Source organism: Streptomyces sp. NPDC054961 (assembly GCF_053609145.1).
The window spans coordinates 30,695-48,791 of sequence record NZ_JBSGWY010000025.1; the positions used below are offsets into that span (position 1 = coordinate 30,695).

7 protein-coding genes are annotated in these 18,097 nt (G+C 70.9%); all 7 read left to right on the plus strand.

Going from position 1 to position 18,097, the window contains the following annotated elements; translation table 11 throughout:
* The first annotated feature begins 230 nt into the window (after positions 1 to 230).
* The 7 genes from mfd to ACWF9Z_RS22350 all read left to right on the plus strand — a co-directional run bounded on the left by mfd (position 231) and on the right by ACWF9Z_RS22350 (position 17,931).
* Entirely contained in the window at positions 231 to 3,776 is a 3,546-nt protein-coding gene (mfd, locus tag ACWF9Z_RS22320) for a transcription-repair coupling factor (protein WP_453604520.1), read from the plus strand.
* 365 nt (positions 3,777 to 4,141) lie between these two features.
* Positions 4,142 to 4,678, plus strand: a complete 537-nt coding sequence (locus ACWF9Z_RS22325) for a hypothetical protein (RefSeq protein WP_453604609.1) — start codon at positions 4,142 to 4,144, stop codon at positions 4,676 to 4,678.
* Positions 4,675 to 6,180 (plus strand): protein kinase domain-containing protein, encoded by a 1,506-nt coding sequence (locus ACWF9Z_RS22330; RefSeq protein ID WP_453604522.1) that lies wholly within the window; start codon positions 4,675 to 4,677, stop codon positions 6,178 to 6,180. The genes ACWF9Z_RS22325 and ACWF9Z_RS22330 overlap by 4 nt, the downstream gene beginning before the upstream one ends.
* A 112-nt stretch (positions 6,181 to 6,292) precedes the next feature.
* Positions 6,293 to 6,637 (plus strand): hypothetical protein, encoded by a 345-nt coding sequence (locus ACWF9Z_RS22335; protein WP_453604524.1) that lies wholly within the window; start codon positions 6,293 to 6,295, stop codon positions 6,635 to 6,637.
* A complete protein-coding gene (locus ACWF9Z_RS22340; RefSeq protein WP_453604525.1) occupies positions 6,634 to 7,239 on the plus strand; it encodes a BMP family ABC transporter substrate-binding protein in 606 nt (201 codons plus the stop codon). Before ACWF9Z_RS22335 ends, ACWF9Z_RS22340 begins: the two co-directional genes overlap by 4 nt.
* Positions 7,240 to 7,472: 233 nt before the next feature.
* Positions 7,473 to 17,423: a LamG-like jellyroll fold domain-containing protein gene (locus ACWF9Z_RS22345; protein ID WP_453604526.1), complete on the plus strand. Its 9,951-nt coding sequence runs from the start codon at positions 7,473 to 7,475 to the stop codon at positions 17,421 to 17,423.
* Positions 17,424 to 17,505: 82 nt separating this feature from the next.
* Positions 17,506 to 17,931 carry a hypothetical protein gene (locus tag ACWF9Z_RS22350; protein ID WP_453604528.1) on the plus strand — a complete coding sequence of 142 codons (426 nt, stop codon included), beginning with the start codon at positions 17,506 to 17,508 and terminating at the stop codon, positions 17,929 to 17,931.
* The last annotated feature ends 166 nt before the right edge of the window (positions 17,932 to 18,097 follow it).

Consider the following 18,097-nt stretch of genomic DNA (forward strand, 5'->3'; position numbering starts at 1 on the left):
CCTCTCTGCTCTTTCTGCGCGGCGTGCTGTTCTGGGTGTTGACCCCGCGCCTCCTCGGCGCGGTGTTGTGGCCGCGGGGCCCGGTGTGTTGCCCGGCCCGGACGGCCGCGGCGACGATCCTCGCGCGACGGACGGTCCCGCGTCGTAGGGTGGGAACCCCCGGCCCGTTCGACGTGTCGGGTCCTTCGCGTTGCCGCCCCACGGCACCTCACCGGACGGAAAGCCGCTTCATGAGCCTGCACGGACTGCTCGACGCCGTCACCCGGGACCCCGCTCTCGCCGAGGCGGTCACCGCGGCCGGGGACGGCAACCGCATGCACGTGGACCTGGTCGGCCCGGCCGCGGCGCGGCCCTTCGCTATCGCCGCGCTGGCCACCCGTACCGAGCGGACGGTGCTCGCGGTCACGGCCACCGGCCGCGAGGCCGAGGACCTGGCCGCCGCGCTGCGGTCGATGATGCCCCCGGGGCGCGAGGACGAGGTGGCCGAGTTCCCGTCCTGGGAGACGCTGCCGCACGAGCGGCTCTCGCCCCGCAGCGACACCGTCGGCCGGCGGATCGCCGTGCTGCGCCGACTCGCCCACCCGAGCAAGGACGACCCCGCCACGGGCCCCGTCTCCATCGTGGTCGCCCCCATCCGCTCCGTGCTCCAGCCGCAGGTCAAGGGGCTCGGGGACCTCGTGCCGGTGAATCTGCGGCACGGGGAGAGCGTCGATCTGGGCGAGATCACCGCGGCGCTCGCGGCCGCCGCGTACGCGCGCGTCGAGCTCGTCGAGAAGCGCGGGGAGTTCGCCGTGCGCGGCGGCATCCTCGACGTGTTCCCGCCCACCGAGGAACACCCGCTGCGCGTGGAGTTCTGGGGTGACGAGGTCGAGGAGATCCGCTACTTCAAGGTCGCCGACCAGCGGTCGCTGGAGATCGCCGAGCACGGTCTGTGGGCCCCGCCCTGCCGGGAGCTGCTCCTCACCGACCAGGTGCGGGAGCGCGCCACGGCCCTCGCCGCGCTGCATCCCGAGCTCGGCGAGCTGCTGCACAAGATCGCCGAGGGGATCGCGGTGGAGGGCATGGAGTCCCTCGCCCCGGTCCTGGTCGACGACATGGAGCTGCTGATCGACGTCATGCCCGCCGGTTCCATGGCCGTCGTCTGCGACCCGGAGCGGGTCCGCACGCGCGCCTCCGACCTGGTGGCGACCTCGCAGGAGTTCCTGATGGCCTCCTGGGCGGCCACCGCCGGCGGCGGCGAGGCCCCCATCGACGTGGGCGCGGCCTCGCTGCGGGGGATCGCGGACGTACGCGAGCACGCGCGCGAGCTCGGCATGATGTGGTGGTCGGTGTCCCCGTTCGCCGCCGACGAGGACGCGGCGGCCGGCAGCGACAGCCTCACCCTGGGCATGCACGCCCCCGAGGCCTACCGCGGCGACACCGCCCGGGCGCTCGCCGACACCAAGGCGTGGATCGCCGACGGCTGGCACACCGTCTACCTCACCGAGGGCCACGGCCCGGCCGCCCGCACCGTGGAGGTGCTCGGCGGCGAGGGCATCGCGGCCCGCCTGGACGCGGACCTCGCCACGCTGGAGCCCTCCCTCGTCCACGTCACGTGCGGCTCCCTGGACAACGGCTTCGTGGACCCGGCCCTCAAGCTGGCCGTCCTCACCGAGACCGACCTGACCGGTCAGCGCACCGCCAGCAAGGACCTGGGCCGGATGCCCACCCGGCGGCGCAAGTCGATCGACCCGCTCACCCTGGGGGTCGGCGACTACATCGTGCACGAGCAGCACGGCGTCGGCCGCTACGTGGAGATGGTGCAGCGCACCGTGCAGGGCGCTACCCGCGAGTACCTGCTCGTCGAGTACGCGCCCGCCAAGCGCGGGCAGCCCGGCGACCGGCTCTACATCCCCACCGACCAGCTCGAGCAGGTCACCAAGTACGTCGGCGGCGAGGCCCCGACCCTGCACCGGCTCGGCGGCGCCGACTGGACCAAGACCAAGGCGCGCGCGAAGAAGGCCGTCAAGGAGATCGCCGCCGACCTGATCAAGCTCTACAGCGCGAGGATGGCCGCCCCCGGCCACACCTTCGGCCCGGACACCCCCTGGCAGCGCGAGCTCGAGGACGCCTTCCCGTACGCGGAGACCCCCGACCAGCTCACCACCATCGCCGAGGTCAAGGAGGACATGGAGAAGTCGGTCCCCATGGACCGCCTGATCTGCGGAGACGTCGGCTACGGAAAGACCGAGATCGCGGTGCGCGCCGCCTTCAAGGCGGTCCAGGACGGCAAGCAGGTCGCCGTGCTCGTCCCGACCACCCTGCTCGTGCAGCAGCACTTCGGGACCTTCTCCGAGCGGTACGCGCAGTTCCCCGTCAAGGTCAGGGCGCTGTCCCGGTTCCAGAGCGACAGCGAGTCCAAGGCCACGCTGGAGGGCCTGCGCGAGGGCTCCGTGGACATCGTGATCGGTACGCACCGGCTCTTCTCGCAGGAGACCAAGTTCAAGGACCTGGGCCTGGTCATCGTCGACGAGGAGCAGCGGTTCGGCGTCGAGCACAAGGAGCAGCTGAAGAAGCTGCGCGCCAACGTCGACGTGCTGACCATGTCCGCGACCCCGATCCCGCGCACCCTGGAGATGGCGGTCACCGGCATCCGCGAGATGTCCACCATCACGACCCCGCCCGAGGAGCGCCACCCGGTCCTGACCTTCGTCGGCCCCTACGAGGAGAAGCAGATCGGCGCCGCCGTGCGCCGCGAGCTGCTCCGCGAGGGCCAGTGCTTCTACATCCACAACCGGGTCGAGTCCATCGACCGGGCGGCCGCCAAGCTGCGCGAGATCGTGCCCGAGGCGCGCATCGCGACCGCGCACGGGCAGATGTCGGAGCAGGCCCTGGAGCAGGTCGTGGTGGACTTCTGGGAGAAGAAGTTCGACGTCCTGGTCTCCACGACGATCGTCGAGTCCGGCATCGACATCTCCAACGCCAACACCCTCATCGTCGAGCGCGGCGACAACTTCGGCCTCTCGCAGCTCCACCAGCTGCGCGGCCGCGTGGGCCGGGGCCGCGAGCGCGGGTACGCGTACTTCCTCTACCCGCCGGAGAAGCCGCTGACCGAGACCGCGCACGAGCGGCTCGCGACGATCGCCCAGCACACCGAGATGGGCGCCGGCATGTACGTGGCGATGAAGGACCTGGAGATCCGCGGCGCGGGCAACCTGCTCGGCGGCGAGCAGTCCGGTCACATCGCGGGCGTCGGCTTCGACCTGTACATCCGCATGGTCGGCGAGGCCGTGGCCGACTACCGGGCGGCGATCGAGGGCGGTCCGGAGGAGGAGCCGCCGCTGGAGGTGAAGATCGAGCTGCCGGTCGACGCGCACGTCCCGCACGACTACGCGCCGGGCGAGCGGCTGCGCCTGCAGGCGTACCGGTCCATCGCGGCGGCCAACTCCGAGGACGACGTCAAGGCCGTGCGCGAGGAACTCACCGACCGCTACGGCAAGCTGCCGGAGCCGGTGGAGAACCTGCTGCTGGTGGCCGGACTGCGGATGCTCGCCCGTGCCTGCGGGGTCGGCGACATCACCCTCCAGGGACCCAACATCCGCTTCGGACCGGTGGAGTTGCGCGAGTCGCAGGAGTTGCGCCTGAAGCGGCTCTACCCGGGCGCGGTGCTCAAGCCGGCCGCCTCGCAGGTACTGATCCCGCGGCCGAAGACGGCCCGCGTGGGCGGGAAGCCGCTGGTCGGACGGGAACTGCTGGGGTGGACGGGGGAGTTCCTCGCCACCATCCTCGGCTCCTAGGGTCCGCGGGCCACGGCGGCGGCCGGCCGGGTCCGCGGAACACGGGAACGGCCGCGGCCGGGAGCTGTCCGGTCCCCGGCCGGCCGTTCCCGTGCCCGCCGGGCCGCCCTCCGGGGCCGGCTCCTTCCGCGATCCCGTTTACGGCGCCGCGCGCCTTTCGCGGCATTCGCTCGCCGGAGCTTCCAGGGCCTTGCGGACGACCGTGCTGCGACCGTACAACGGTTGGGCGCATCCCCTCACTCCAGGCCGGAAACGCTGTATACGCTCAGACTCGAAAACTTCCTCCGCACGGCCCGTCAGGAGCAGCGATGCACGGCCCCGGCACCCCGCCGCCCCACGGTCACCAGCCCGATTCCGGGGGCGTGATGGCGCTTCGTGTGCTGTTCACGCTGCTGCCCATCCTGAGCTGCGGCCTGCTCGCCTGGGGAACGATGCTGCGGCTCGCGCTGGTCACCCGCAAGCCCCGGGACTGGTGGCTGACGGCGGCGTCCGGCGCGGGCGCGGTGCTCTGGCTGACGCTGTCCGCGGCCGACACGACCCTCGACAACTCCGGGTGGCAGGCCAACACCGGCGCGATCGGAACGGTCCTGACCGGCCTCGGGGTGTGCGTGTACTACCTCGTCGCCGACATCCGCCACCACGAGGCGCGCAAGGCCGCGGCCGTCGGCGGCTGGTACCCGCGGCCCGCGTCCCCCTACGTGCCGCCCCAGCAGCCGAGCCGTGAGACGCGCCCCTCCTACGGCTACCCGCAGACCGGCCCGCAGTCGGCGCCCCCGCGGCCCGAGACCACGCCCGCGCCGCCGCAGCCGCCGCGCATCGGGCAGGTCCGCGCCGAGCTCGACGAGCTCAGCGAGCTCCTGCGCCAGCAGCAGCCTCCCCACAACGAGGGCCCCCGCCCGTGACGGACCGGCTCATCGGAGACCGCTACCGGCTCGCGGCCGTCCTGGGCCAGGGCGGCATGGGCCAGGTCTGGACGGCGTACGACCAGCGCCTGGACCGCCGCGTCGCCGTCAAACTGCTGCGCCCCGACAAGGTGGCCGGCCCGGGCTCCGTGGCCGACGAGCTGCGCCGCCGCTTCGTGCGCGAATGCCGGGTCACGGCCCAGGTGGACCACCCCGGGCTGGTCACCGTGCACGACGCGGGCAACGACGGCGACGAGCTGTACCTCGTCATGCAGTACGTCGAGGGCACCGACCTCGCCGACCACCTCGCGCAGCACGATCCCTACCCGTGGACCTGGGCGGTCTCGGTGATCGCGCAGCTGTGCTCGGTGCTGTCGGCCGTGCACGCGGTGCCGATCGTGCACCGGGACCTCAAGCCGCGCAACGTGATGGTGCGCCCCGACGGGACCGTGCTGGTCCTGGACCTCGGCGTCGCCTCGGTGATGGACACCGACACCACCCGCCTCACCAGCACCGGCACCCCCATCGGCAGTCCCGCGTACATGGCCCCCGAGCAGGCCATGGGCGGAGCCGTCGGCCCGCACACCGACCTCTACGCGCTCGGCGTGGTGCTCTACGAACTGCTCTCCGGCAACGTGCCCTTCGCCGGGTCCACCGCCCTCGGCGTCCTCCACCGCCACCTGTACGAGCCCCCGCTCCCGGTCCGCCCGTCGCGTCCCGACATCCCGCCGCAGCTGGAAGCCCTCCTCCTGCGGCTCCTGGCCAAGGACCCGCAGGACCGGCCCGGTTCCGCGCAGGAGGTGTACGCGGCCCTCGTGCCGCTGCTGCCCCACCGCGGCTCCGGAGCGCCCACCGGCGCGCTCGACCCGACCCGTCCCTTCCTGCGCCCGCAGGCCCCCTGGCCCGACCGCGCCACCGTGATCCCCCCGCGGCCGGCCGCCCCGCCGAAGCCGCGCGCGGACGTCCCCGCGGCCGTGGAGGAGGCGAAGAAGCTCCTCGACCAGGGCCGTCTCACCCAGGCCGTGGACATCCTCGGCGGCATCCTCCCGGCGGCGGCCGAGCAGCACGGCGAACGCTCCACGGTGGTCCGCTCCCTGCGCAAGCAGTACGCGGCCACGCTGATGGACGACGGCCAGTACCGCCGCGCCCTGCCCGAACTGCGCCGCCTGGCGGAGGAGTTCCCGGCGGGCGACCCGCGCTCCCTGCGCTTCCGCTACGACGGGGCCCAGTGCCTGGAACAGCTCGGGGAACCCGCGGCCGCCCTCGCCGAGTACCGGTCGCTGCTGCCGCTGTTCGAGAACCACTACGCGAACCCCGATCCGGGCCTCCCGCTGGAGGTCCGCCGCCGCATAGCGCACCTGCTGCTGTCCCTCGGCGACCGCCCGGCGGCCCACGACACCCTCTCCCGCCTCCTCTTCGACGCGGAGCGCGTGCACGGGCCCGCGCACCCCTTCTCCGTGGAGGTCCGGCGCACCCTGCACTGGCTGGGCCAGGTGCGCTGAGGCCACCGGCGAGCGGCCGAGCCCCCGGGAACGGCAGGTTCCGCGTGCGGTGTACCGTACGGCGTCCTGTGCATCCGTATTCGTCAATACGTTCCCCGAGAGGTAGTCGATCGTGAAGGACGCCGTCGCCGACGAGAGTGCGGCCCGGCCCGGGGACGGGGCACTTCCCGGCCTGCTCCCCAGGGTTCTGCTGGCGACCGTGCCGGTGTTGAGCCTGGGGCTGCTGGGCGCGCTGCCCTCGCTGGTCATCGCGTGGCGCCGGGGTACCCGGGCCGACTGGCTGACCGCGCTCGTCTTCACCGCCGTCATGGTCGGCTGGTGGTTCCAGCTCGCGCTCACGCCGGTGGAGACCGAGGGCTGGCAGGCCGGCGCGGACTTCCTGCTGGTGGCCTTCTCCACGGCCGGTGCCGCCGTGCACTGCCTGTCCGTCAAGCGACAGCCGGCGGAGTCCCGATGAAGACCAGACGTACCTGGCGGAACCGGGTCGAAGGGGACGTGGCCGGGAACGGGGCGCTCCTCGGGCGGGTGCTGGCCGGAGCGGCCCGCGCGCTGCGCGGCCGCGCGGGATGGACGGCGGGCGGCGCCGTGGTGCTGGTGCTCGGCCTGGTGGGCGTCTGGTTGTTCGCCGGTGGCGGGCAGGACGGGCCGCCCGACCCGAGGGCGCGCCAGTACAAGGAGTTCGACGCCTGCCTGCTGACGGACGAGAAGGGCATCGTGGGCGGCAGCGCCGCCGCTCCGGTGTGGGAGGGGATGCAGAAGGCCTCGCTGGAGACCCACACCCGGGCCACCTACGTCCCGGTCGTCGGGGAGCCGTCGGCCGCGAACGCCCTGCCGTTCTTCAACAGCCTGATGCAGCGCCAGTGCGACGTGGTGCTGGCGGTGGGCGCCGCGCAGGTGGAGGTCACGCAGGCGGGAGCGAAGGACCATCCGAAGGCGCGGTTCGTCGTGGTCGACGGCTCGCGCAGCGCCGGGAACGTCACGGTGGCGAAGTCCGGTGACGGACTCGAGGAGAGCGTGGCCGAAGCGGTCCGACGGGCCGTGGAGACCTCGGGAGTGTAACGCTCGGGCATCGGTTCCGCAGAGCGAGTAAAGATCATATAAAAACGCAGTTCCTGACTATCAGTTACATTCACAGGTCGGGCAGTCTCGCGAAGCTTTGTCGGCATCGCGTAAGTAAAGGCCTGCCCATGCGTCTTAGTTGGGTCCGTAGCCCTCGCCTCTTCCCACCGGGTCGTCCCGGCAGGCGAAGAGCGAGGGCTGCCGCTCTTTCCGTCCTTTTGTCCTTCTCCTGCATGCTCACGACCGAGACGGCGGCGGCCAGTGGCGCCACGCTCCCGGCGCTGAGCATGCCCGAACTGTCCCTGTCCAGCATGCTGGGCTGGATGAGCACGTCCCCGCTGGACACCCCCGACCAGCAGGGCGGCACCGCCCGGGGCAAGGGCCACCGGGCCCCGGCCGACGCCACCCGGGCCAAGGGCGGCGCCGGCCGTACGCCCGGCAAGGGCAAGGGCGAGCTCGACCCGTACGAGCGGCACACCGATCAGCCCGGGACGGCCACGACCGGACCGGCCCGCGGATCGGCGGAGAGCTTCGACGCCCGGACCAGCAAGCGGGACGCCAAGAAGTCCACGGCGACGTCCGACCTCTACGTCAACGCCGACGGCTCCACCACGGTCCGTCACTTCCCCGGCCGGACCAACTTCGAGGCCGCTGACGGCACCTGGAAGCCGATCGACACCGGGCTGGTCGCGGACACGGACGGCCGGCTCCAGGAGCGGTCCAACTCGCTCGACGTCGAGTTCGCCCCGAACGCCTCCGATCGCCAGCTCGCCTCCATCGACTTCGGTTCCGGCCGCTCCTTCGCGTACGCCCTGCGCGGCGCCGCCCAGGTCGCGCCCGCCGTGGCGGCCAACGGCACCGTGACCTACGCCGGAGTGCTGCCCGACACCGACGTGCAGCTGGTGCCGCTCGCCGAGGGCTTCAAGGAGAACCTCGTCCTCCGCTCCGCGAAGGCCGCGAACTCCTGGACCTTCCCGCTGGACGCCAAGGGCCTGACGCCGCGGATCGCGGCCGACGGAGACGTGGAGTTCACCGACGCCGACGGCAAGGTGACCGCCACCGTCCCGCACGCGTTCATGGAGGACTCCAAGATCGATCAGCGCTCCGGGGACGCCGCCCAGTCCCGGGCCGTCGACTTCGAGCTGACGAGCGCGGACGGCAAGCCGGCGCTGCGGATGACGGCGAACCGTGCCTGGCTGGACGCCCCCGAGCGGGTCTACCCGGTGACCGTCGACCCGACCGTCACCGCCAGCAACTCCACGTACACGCAGAACACGATCTCCGGCGACCACTCCACGGAGAGCCAGATCAAGGTCGGTTCGTACGACTCGGGCACCAACAAGACGAACTCCTTCCTGCAGTTCCCCTCCCTGGGCACCACGCTCGCCGGGCAGCGCGTCACCGCCGCCACCCTGAACGTGTACGCGCTCTGGTCCGCGACCTGCACCGCGGAGTCGTTCTCGGTCCACCCGGTCACGCAGTCCTGGACGCCCTCCGGCGTCACCGCCTATCCCGGTCCGGCCTTCGGCGCGGCCATCGGCACCGCCACGCCCGCCCCCGGTGCGTCCTGCACCAACACCAGCGGCGCGAGCACCGTCGGTGTGAAGATGCCGGTCACGCTCTCGACCTCCTGGTTCGACCAGGTGGCCACCGGCGGAGCCAATTACGGCCTCGCCCTGAGCGCGCCGACCAACGACGGCCTGCACTGGAAGAAGCTCCACTCCGACAACTCGGCCACCGCCGGCTGGCGGCCCGCCCTGGACCTGACCTACACGGCGAACACCAAGCCCCAGGTCAACGCCCAGTACCCGCCGGAGAACTTCCAGGCCCACACCCTGCAGCCGGAGCTGCTCGTCTACGCGAGCGACGCCGACAACTGGCCCCACGCCCTGACGTACGCCTTCGAGGTGTACGACGCCGACAGCGGGAGCTCCACGCCCGTCGCCACGTCCGGTCTCACGGCCGAGCGGTCCTGGAAGGTCCCCGCGGGCAAGCTCAGCTGGAGCAAGAACTACGTCTGGTACGTGAGCGTCGCCGACGGCTACGACTCGGTGATGTACTCGGCGAGCCGCTTCTCCACGACGGTGGCGCAGCCCCCCGTCACCTCGGGCCTGGCCCAGAACACCGACGGCCACGAGTTCGACCCGTCCGACGGCAACTACACCACCGAGGACACCGACGCGGACGTCCCCGTCGTGGGACCGTCCCTCGAGGTCGACCGCTCGTACAACAGCATCGACCCGCGGATCGACGGCGCCTTCGGCGCCGGCTGGTCCACGGTCGTCGACATGAAGGCGGCCGAGACCAAGGACAGCGCGGGTACGGTCACCGGTGTCGTGATGACCTACCCGGGTGGTGAGCAGGTCGGATTCGGGCGCAACAGCGACGGGAGCTTCGTGCCCCCGCCGGGCCGCTACGCCCGGCTGGCGTCGGTGAGCGGCGGGTACAAGCTGACCGACAAGGACTTCACGGCCTACTCCTTCACACAGGCGACCGGGAAGAGCGGCGTCTACGCGATATCCGGCATCGTGGACTTCGCGGGCCGGGCCGAGACGTTCAACTACAACGCGTCCAGCCAGCTGACGAAGATCAGCAACATCACGGCCGGCCGTTCGCTGACGCTGGCCTGGTCCACCCCGGCCGGAGCCGTCGTCCCGCACGTGGCCACGGTGGCCACCGACCCGTCGAAGACCGGGGACGCCAGCACGGTCCAGACCTGGCAGTACAGCTACACGGGCGACCAGCTCGCCAAGGTCTGCCCGCCCGCCGACCCGACCAAGTGCCAGGTCTACGCGTACGCCACCGGCAACCACCACCGCACGACGGTGCTGGACGCCGACCCCTACGCGTACTGGCGGCTCGGGGAGGCCCCAAGCTCGACGGTCTCCCAGGACACCGTCGACACCAACCAGGGCAAGTACAACGGTCTCTACCGCAACGTGACCCTGGGCGGCTCCGGCCCGCTGGCCGGCTCCACCCAGAAGACGGCCACCTTCAACGGGACCACCTCGTACGTCGAGATGCCGAGCGCCCCCGGCGCCACGCCCTCGTACACGACGATCTCCCTGTGGTTCAAGACCACTCAGGCGGGCGGTGTCCTCTTCTACTACGGTGACAAGCCGCTGAGCGCGGCCGATCCCGTGGGCAGCACCCAGTTCAACACCCCGGCGCTGTACGTCGGCACCGACGGCAAGCTGCGCGGCTGCCTGGCCACGGGCACCTGCGCCACCACGATCACCTCGGCCGCCTCCGTCAACGACGGGCAGTGGCACCAGGCGACCCTCACCGGCGCGGGCAACACCCAGACCCTCTACCTGGACGGTGCCTCACAGGGCAGCAAGACCGGCCAGATCAAGGACTGGAACACCCCGTACATCTCGCTGGGCGCGGGCGTGAACAACCGCGGCTGGCCCGCGATGAACGCCGCCGACCAGCTCGGCCACTTCTCCGGCCAGCTGGCCGAGGCCGCGGTCTACACCGAGCCGCTCACCGCGGACGTCATCGGCGCCCAGTACCAGGCCGCCAAGCGGTCCGCCGGTCTGCTGCAGAAGATCACCACTCCGGGCGGCAAGACCCAGGCGTCGGTCTCCTACGGCACCACCGACGACCTGGTCCTCCAGGCGACCGACGGCAACGGCGGCACCTGGAAGCTCAACCCGGCGACCGTCACCGGCTCCTCGCAGGTCTACCGCTCGGCCGTGATGGGCTCCGCCCCGTCCGGTTACTGGCGTCTGAACGACACGCAGGGCGCGGCGCAGGCCGCCAACGAGCTGCACACCGGCTTCGGCACGTACAACACCGTCACGCAGGGCGTGGCGGGACCGTTCGGCACCGGTGACGCCACGGCCGTGCAGTTCAACGGCACCAGCTCCTTCGTCGAGGTGCCGTACGGGCCGCTGCACACGAAGGCGGACCGCTCGGTCGAGCTGTGGTTCAAGACCGCCAAGCCCGGCGTGATCATGAGCGACCAGACGCGGGCACCGAACGACCCGGCGGGCGTGGGCGGCTCGTGGAGCGACATGCTCTACGTCGGAGCCGACGGCAAGCTGCGCGGCCACTGGTGGAGCAGCAGCTGCAACGGCAACGCCAACCTCGCCTCCGCCGCCTCCGTCACCGACGACACCTGGCACCACGCGGTCGTCTCGGCCGCCGGCACCACGCAGACGCTCTACCTCGACGGTGCCAAGCAGGGCACCTGCACGGGCGTCCCGGACGACCAGACGACCTCGCGGACCTTCATCGGCGCCGGCTTCAACAAGTGGGCCAGCTCCCCGGGTGACGTCAGCTTCTTCACCGGCTCCATCGCCGAGGTCGCGGTCCACTCCAAGGGCCTGACCGCCGACGAGGTCACCCGCCACTGGTCCGCCTACAAGGCGTCCGCCGGCGTCGCCCCGGTGCGTACGGTCACGCTCACCGACCCCGGCAACAAGACGCTGACCTACGTGTACGACGCGGAGCTGGGCAACCGGCTGCTCGCCGCCGTCGACACCGAGGGCAAGCGGACGACGTACGGCTACGACACGGCGGGCTTCCTGCACACCGTGACCGACGCCAACGGCAACCGCAGCATCACCGGCCACGACATCCGCGGCAACACGGTCTCCAAGACCAGCTGCCAGGACACGGCCGCCAACAAGTGCTCGACCGACTACTACACCTACTTCCCGGACGCGACCACGGCGTTCCCGGCGATGGACCTGCGCAACGACCTGATGCTCACCGAGCGCGACGGCCGTTCCTCGGGCCCGACGGACAACACCTACCTGACCAGCTACGCCTACGACACGGGGGGCAGGCTCACCTCGGTGACGACCCCGCCGGTGCCCGGTCATCCCAGCGGCCGCACCACCACCACCGCCTACACCACGGCCACCACCCCGGCGGCCGAGGGCGGCGCCGCCGTGACCCCGGCCGGCCTGTTGTCCGAGGTGACGACGCCCGGTGGCAAGAAGACGTCGTACACGTACTTCGCCAACGGCGACCTCGCCGAGACCACCGACGCCAACGGCGCCAAGACGAAGGCCGCCTACGACAACCTCGGCAGGCAGATCTCGACGACCGAGACGACCGACGCCCAGCCCGCGGGCCTGACCACGTCACAGACGTACGACAAGAACGACCAGGTCGTCACCCAGACCGCGCCCGCGGTCACCAACCGGGTCACCGGCGCGGTGCACCAGGCCAGGACGACCACCGCGTTCGACGCCGACGGCAACATCCTGTCCCAGACGGTCTCCGACCTGACGGGCGGCGACGCGGCGCGTACGACGACCATGACGTACAACGCGAACAACCTGCTGGAGAGCAAGTCGGACCCGGCCGGTGACACCACGTCGTACGCGTACGACGGCTACGGCAACAAGGTCAAGGAGACGGACGCCCTCGGGAACGTCACCACCAGCACCTTCGACGGCGAGCGCCGCCCGCTCACCAGCAATCTGCTGAACCACACGGGCGACCCGAACGACCCGTCGGCGCCGGCCACCCTGGTCCAGGAGTCACGGGCGTACGACCCGGCCGGGCGCCTCGCGTCGGTCACCGACGCGATGGGCTGGGTCACCTCGCACACCTACACCGACGACGGCCTGTCGGCCACCGTGGTCCGCAAGGACCCGCAGTCGGGCAAGTCGTTCACGGAGCAGGCCAACACCTACGACGCGGCCGGCAACCTGATCCAGCAGGTGACCAACGACGGCCGGACCACGAACACCTTCGCGGTGGACGCGGCCGACCGCACGGCGTCCGCGGTCATGGACCCGGCCGGGTTCGCCCGGACGACGAAGGTCTCCTACGACCCGGACGACCGCGTCGTGTCGGAGACCGAGACGGACCCGGCGACGGGTGACGTCAGCACGAAGGACACCCTGCACGACAACCTGGGCAACGTCACGGGGACCACGGTCCACGACGGGACGACGGCCCCGGTGGCCCGGTACAAGCTGGACGAGACGACGGGCTTCTCCGTCGGCGACTCCTCGGGCGCCAACACCACCGCCACCCACGGCGCCGGCCTGCACTGGAACACCGACAGGGCGGGCAGCGCGGTCCTCGACGGCGACGTCAACTCCTACGCGCAGACCTCCGGGCCGGCCGTCAACACCGGCGGCAGCTTCACGGTGTCCGCCTGGGCCAAGCTGGACGACCTCACCACCGGCCGGACCGTGCTGTCCCAGGACGGCCAGAACGTGTACGGCTTCGTGCTGTACTACGCGGCCGGCACCGGCTGGGCGTTCGCCCGGCCCCGGGCGGACGCGATGCCGCTGGCCTACGACCGGGCGGTGTCCGCACCCTCCGCGGCGGTCGCCGGCGCCTGGACCCACCTCGTCGGCGTGTACGACGCCCAGGACGCCGAACTGCGCCTGTACGTCAACGGCGCGCTCGCCCAGGAAGTGCCGTACAGCTCCCCGTGGGAGGCGACCGGACCCCTGCAGATCGGCCGCCACAAGTACGGCTCGCAGTACGACTACGAGTACAAGGGCGGCATCGACGACGTCCAGGTCTACGGCGAGGCGCTCACCGCGGCGCAGGTCTCCGCGGTGAAGGGCGGGACGCTGCCGGCCGCCGGCAGCGCCGTCCGCAGCAACACCTGGAAGCTGGACCAGCGCGGCCTGCCGGTGTCGGCGACCAACGCCAACGGCTTCACCACCGACTACGGCCACGACGAGGCGGGCCAGCAGACCACGGTCACCGAGCCGCTCATCAGCACCGAGCAGAACGGCGGGGCCCCGGTCTCCGTCCGGCCCGTGTCGATGACCGGCTACAACACCTTCGGCGAGCAGACCGAGGCCTCCGACCCGCTGGGCAACGTCGTGGTCACCGCGTACGACGCCGAGGGCAACGAGACCTCGACGACCGCGCCGAACTACACGGCGCCGGGATCCCCGACGCCGATCACGGCCACGGCCTGGAAGGAGTACGACGCCTCCCGCCAGCTCACGGCGGAGGTCACCCCGCTGGGTGCCCGCACCACCTACACGTACACGCAGCTCGGCGATCTGGCCTCGGTCACGGACCCCGGCGGCGGCACGACGAAGTTCACCTACGACACCAACGGCGACCAGCTGTCGGTGACCGGACCGAACGGCTCCCGCAAGGAGACCACCTGGGACTACCTGGGACGCCCCGTCACCAGCACGGACATCGTGCGCCAGCCGACGCAGCGCGCGTTCACGGCGATCAACGAGTACGACGCTCCGGGCGGCGAGCTGTCCCGGTCCGTGAGCCCGACCGGTGTCGCGCAGTCGTACAAGTACAACGTCCTGGGCGAGGTCACCGAGGCGACCGACGCCGCGGGCAACAAGTCCACGTTCACCTACGACTCGGACGGCCAGGTCCTCACCTCGACCGACCCGGACGGCACCAGCACCAGGAACACGTACGACGGGTTCGGTCAGCTCACGGGCACCAGTGACCTGAACGCGACGGGCACCGTGCTGCGCACCAGCGGTTCCACGTACGACCGCGCGGGCAACCCGCTGTCGGTGACCGACTACCGGGGGCACACCAAGACCCTCACGGTCGACGCGTCGGGACTGGTCACCAAGGCGGTCGAGCCGGTCTCCGCGACCGAGTCGATCACCACGACCTACGGGTACGACGCGGCGGGCAACCGGACGCGCTTCACCGACGGCCGCGGCAATCCGTTCCTGACGACGTACAACGCGTGGGGGCTCCCGGAGTCGACGATCGAACCGTCGACGCCGGCCCACCCGGACGCGGCGGACCGCACCTTCACCACGACGTACGACGGCGCGGGACGGGTCAAGGAACTGCGCGCGCCGGGCGGGGTGGTCGTCACCCACGACTACGACGCCAAGAGCCGCCTGATCCGGCAGAAGGGCACGGGCGCGGAGGCCGAGACGGTCGACCACACCTACGACTACAACGCGGAGGACCGGGTCACCGCCGTCGCGGGTCTGGGGACGGAGAAGAACACCTTCTCCTACGACGACCGCGGTCTGCTGCTGTCCGCGGCGGGCCCCTCGGGTTCCTCGTCCTTCGCCTGGAACGGCGACGGCGCGATGACCTCACGGACGGACGCGTCGGGCACGTCGACCTACGGGTACGACACGGCGGGCCGGCTCAAGACGGTCAACGACGGTGTCACCGGCACGGCGCTGACCTACGGCTACGACGTCAACAACAACGTCACGACGGTCGACTACGGAGCCGGGAAGTCCAAGCGGGCCTACGGCTACGACGCCCTGCACCGGCTCGTCAGCGACAAGCTGACCTCGCCCACGGGCCAGCAGCTCACCTCCCTCACCTACGGGTGGGACGAGAACGACAACGAGACGTCGAAGACGACGGCCGGCGCCGCGGGCACGTCCACCAACACCTACACCTACGACTGGGCGGACCGCCTGTCGTCCTGGAACAACGGCACGACGACGGAGGCCTACGGCTACGACGGGGCCGGCAACCGGACCCGCGTCGGCAACGACACCTACACGTACGACGCCCGCAACCGGCTCTCGTCGGACGGGCACAGCACGTACACGTACACGGCCCGCGGCACGATGAGCTCGGTGACGGACGCGGGGGGCCTGCAGACCTCCCTCAAGGCCGACGCCTTCAACCGCGTGATCAACGAGGGCGAGCGCACCTACGCGTACGACGGCATCGACCGGACGCTGAGCGCGAGCGAGCCGAACTCGGGTCCGCTGTACTCGTTCCAGTACAGCGGCGCCGGGAACGACGTGGCCTCGGACGGCATGACGTCCTACAGCCGCGACGCGGACGGCTCCCTGATCGGAGCCAAGACGGCCACGTCGGCCGTGCTGGCACTGACGGACCTGCACACCGACGTGGTGGGGCAGTTCACCGCCTCGGGTGAGGCACTGACCGGCTCGACGGCCTACTCGCCGTTCGGCAAGACCGTGGCCTCGCAGGGGATGATCGGCCAGCTGGGCTACCAGTCCGGCTGGACCGACCCGGAGACGTCCAAGGTCAACATGGCCGCGCGCTGGTACTCGCCGCAGACCGGCCAGTTCAACAGCCGCGACACGATGGCGCAGAACCCCCTGCCGGTCTCGGTGAACGCGAACCGCTACGCGTACGCCAACGGCAACCCGATGACGGGCGTCGACCCGACGGGCCACTGGTTCGAGTGGGCGAAGAAGGCCGTCAAGAAGGCCGCGTCGAAGGTCACGAAGAAGGTGACCTCGGCCTACCACACGACCGTCGCGGCCGTGCACCACGCCGCGGCGAGCGTCAAGCAGGCGGCACGGCAGATCAAGAAGGCCGTCAAGAAGAAGGTGTACAGCGCGTACCGGCAGGTCAGGAAGGCCGTGCGGTACGTGAACGACAGCGTCAGGAAGGCCAAGCGGTACGTCCAGCGCACCTACAAGCGGGTCAGGAACTACGCCCGCAAGGTCTACAAGCAGGTCAGGAAGAAGGTCGCCCGGGCCGCGGCGTCGGTCAGGAAGGCCGTGAACAGGGCGGTCAGCAAGGCCAGGAAGGTCACCCGGGCGATCAAGAAGACCGCTGTCTCGGCGGCGAAGAAGGTCACCGCCAAGGCCAAGGAGACCGCGGGCAACCTCGTCGCCAAGGCGTGGATCGCGGGCGTTCACGCGGGCTTCGACCATGCGGCCGACCTGGTCATCGCCGCGGAGCCGAAGATTCGCAAGGACCACCCCGAGGCATTCGGAACCCCTGAAGACCCGACCGGATTCGACCTCGGATTCGAATGGGTCAAGGGAACCGGTCCCGCGCACCGGGACTTCGACGAGGACGACCGGTTCACCAAGATCCTGATGCAGCACTACCATGTGCAGAACACCAAGCAGAAGATCGCCGACCAGATAAAGGGCGGCGACACCGACCTGCTCGGCAAGGAGAAGCAGAGTCACCACAGCCTCGGCACGTCGACCGAGGAGGGGAACTCCTTGCAGAAGCTCTACAAGGACTTCTCGACCAACTCGTCGGCGGCCTTCCTGGGTTCCTACACGCTGAAGTACACGGTCACCTCGATCGACAAGGCGAGCGGGAAGGCGAACGTCTCCTTCTCGGTCGCCAATGAGAGCGACATGAACTCGGCCACGCATACGGCTCCCGTGTTCGGCGGATACAGCCCGTGGTGGGACAAGCACATCGCGGCGCCGCTCAACAAGGATTACGCGACGGGCCGGTTCTCGCCGAAAACCCAGACGATCAAGTGGAGCGAAACGATCAGTCTGAAGTAGGCAAGGAAAAACGGGCGGCTCTCCGGGCCTTTCCGGAGAGCCGCCCCCGCGCCAGGAGCAGAACACCAAGGAGTTGTTTATCGTGTTGATCGGAAAGCGGGGGTTCGGTGTGGCCGGCGTGTGCGCGGCTCTGCTGGCCGTGACGGCTTGCGGGGTTTTCGGTTCCCCTGCCGCACCTCATGTCACGGAGGACCAGTTGGTCGGACACTGGGCCGGTACCTGCGGGGCCGCCCTGGACGTGAGCAAGGACCACACGTTCACGGCCAAGGACTTCCCCGTCGACTTCAAGGGGGCGGGGACGAAGCCGGAGCTGGTCTCCGGGAGCGGCACGTGGCGGCTGGCCCGCGCCGTCGAAGGCGTCTCGCCCCAGGAGCTGAGCCTCTATCTGGGGGACCGGGGTTTCGACCTGGAGGTCCGCGGGAGCGAGGAGGAGATCCAGTTGCACTGGTCCGTCGGGGACCCCGACTACGCCTACCACTGCAAGTTCACCGCCGAGCCGGTGAAGTAGCGCCCCCTCTCCCGCTCCCCTGAGGGGGAGTCCGCACCCCACGGGACCGGGGGGGCGGCCCCCCGGCGCGGGCCGGGGGGCGTACCAGGGCCGCGCGCGGCGCCCCCACCGCCCCCCCGCGCGGGGCCGGGGCGGCCGCGCCGCGGGGGGAACCCAGGCGTCGACA

What these genes read in the sequence shown, in the direction of transcription:
- mfd (WP_453604520.1), top strand. Translation starts at nt 231, where the DNA reads ATGAGCCTGCACGGACTGCTCGACGCCGTCACCCGGGACCCCGCTCTC.
- ACWF9Z_RS22325 (WP_453604609.1), top strand. Translation starts at nt 4,142, where the DNA reads ATGGCGCTTCGTGTGCTGTTCACGCTGCTGCCCATCCTGAGCTGCGGC.
- ACWF9Z_RS22340 (WP_453604525.1), top strand. Translation starts at nt 6,634, where the DNA reads ATGAAGACCAGACGTACCTGGCGGAACCGGGTCGAAGGGGACGTGGCC.
- ACWF9Z_RS22345 (WP_453604526.1), top strand. Translation starts at nt 7,473, where the DNA reads ATGCTCACGACCGAGACGGCGGCGGCCAGTGGCGCCACGCTCCCGGCG.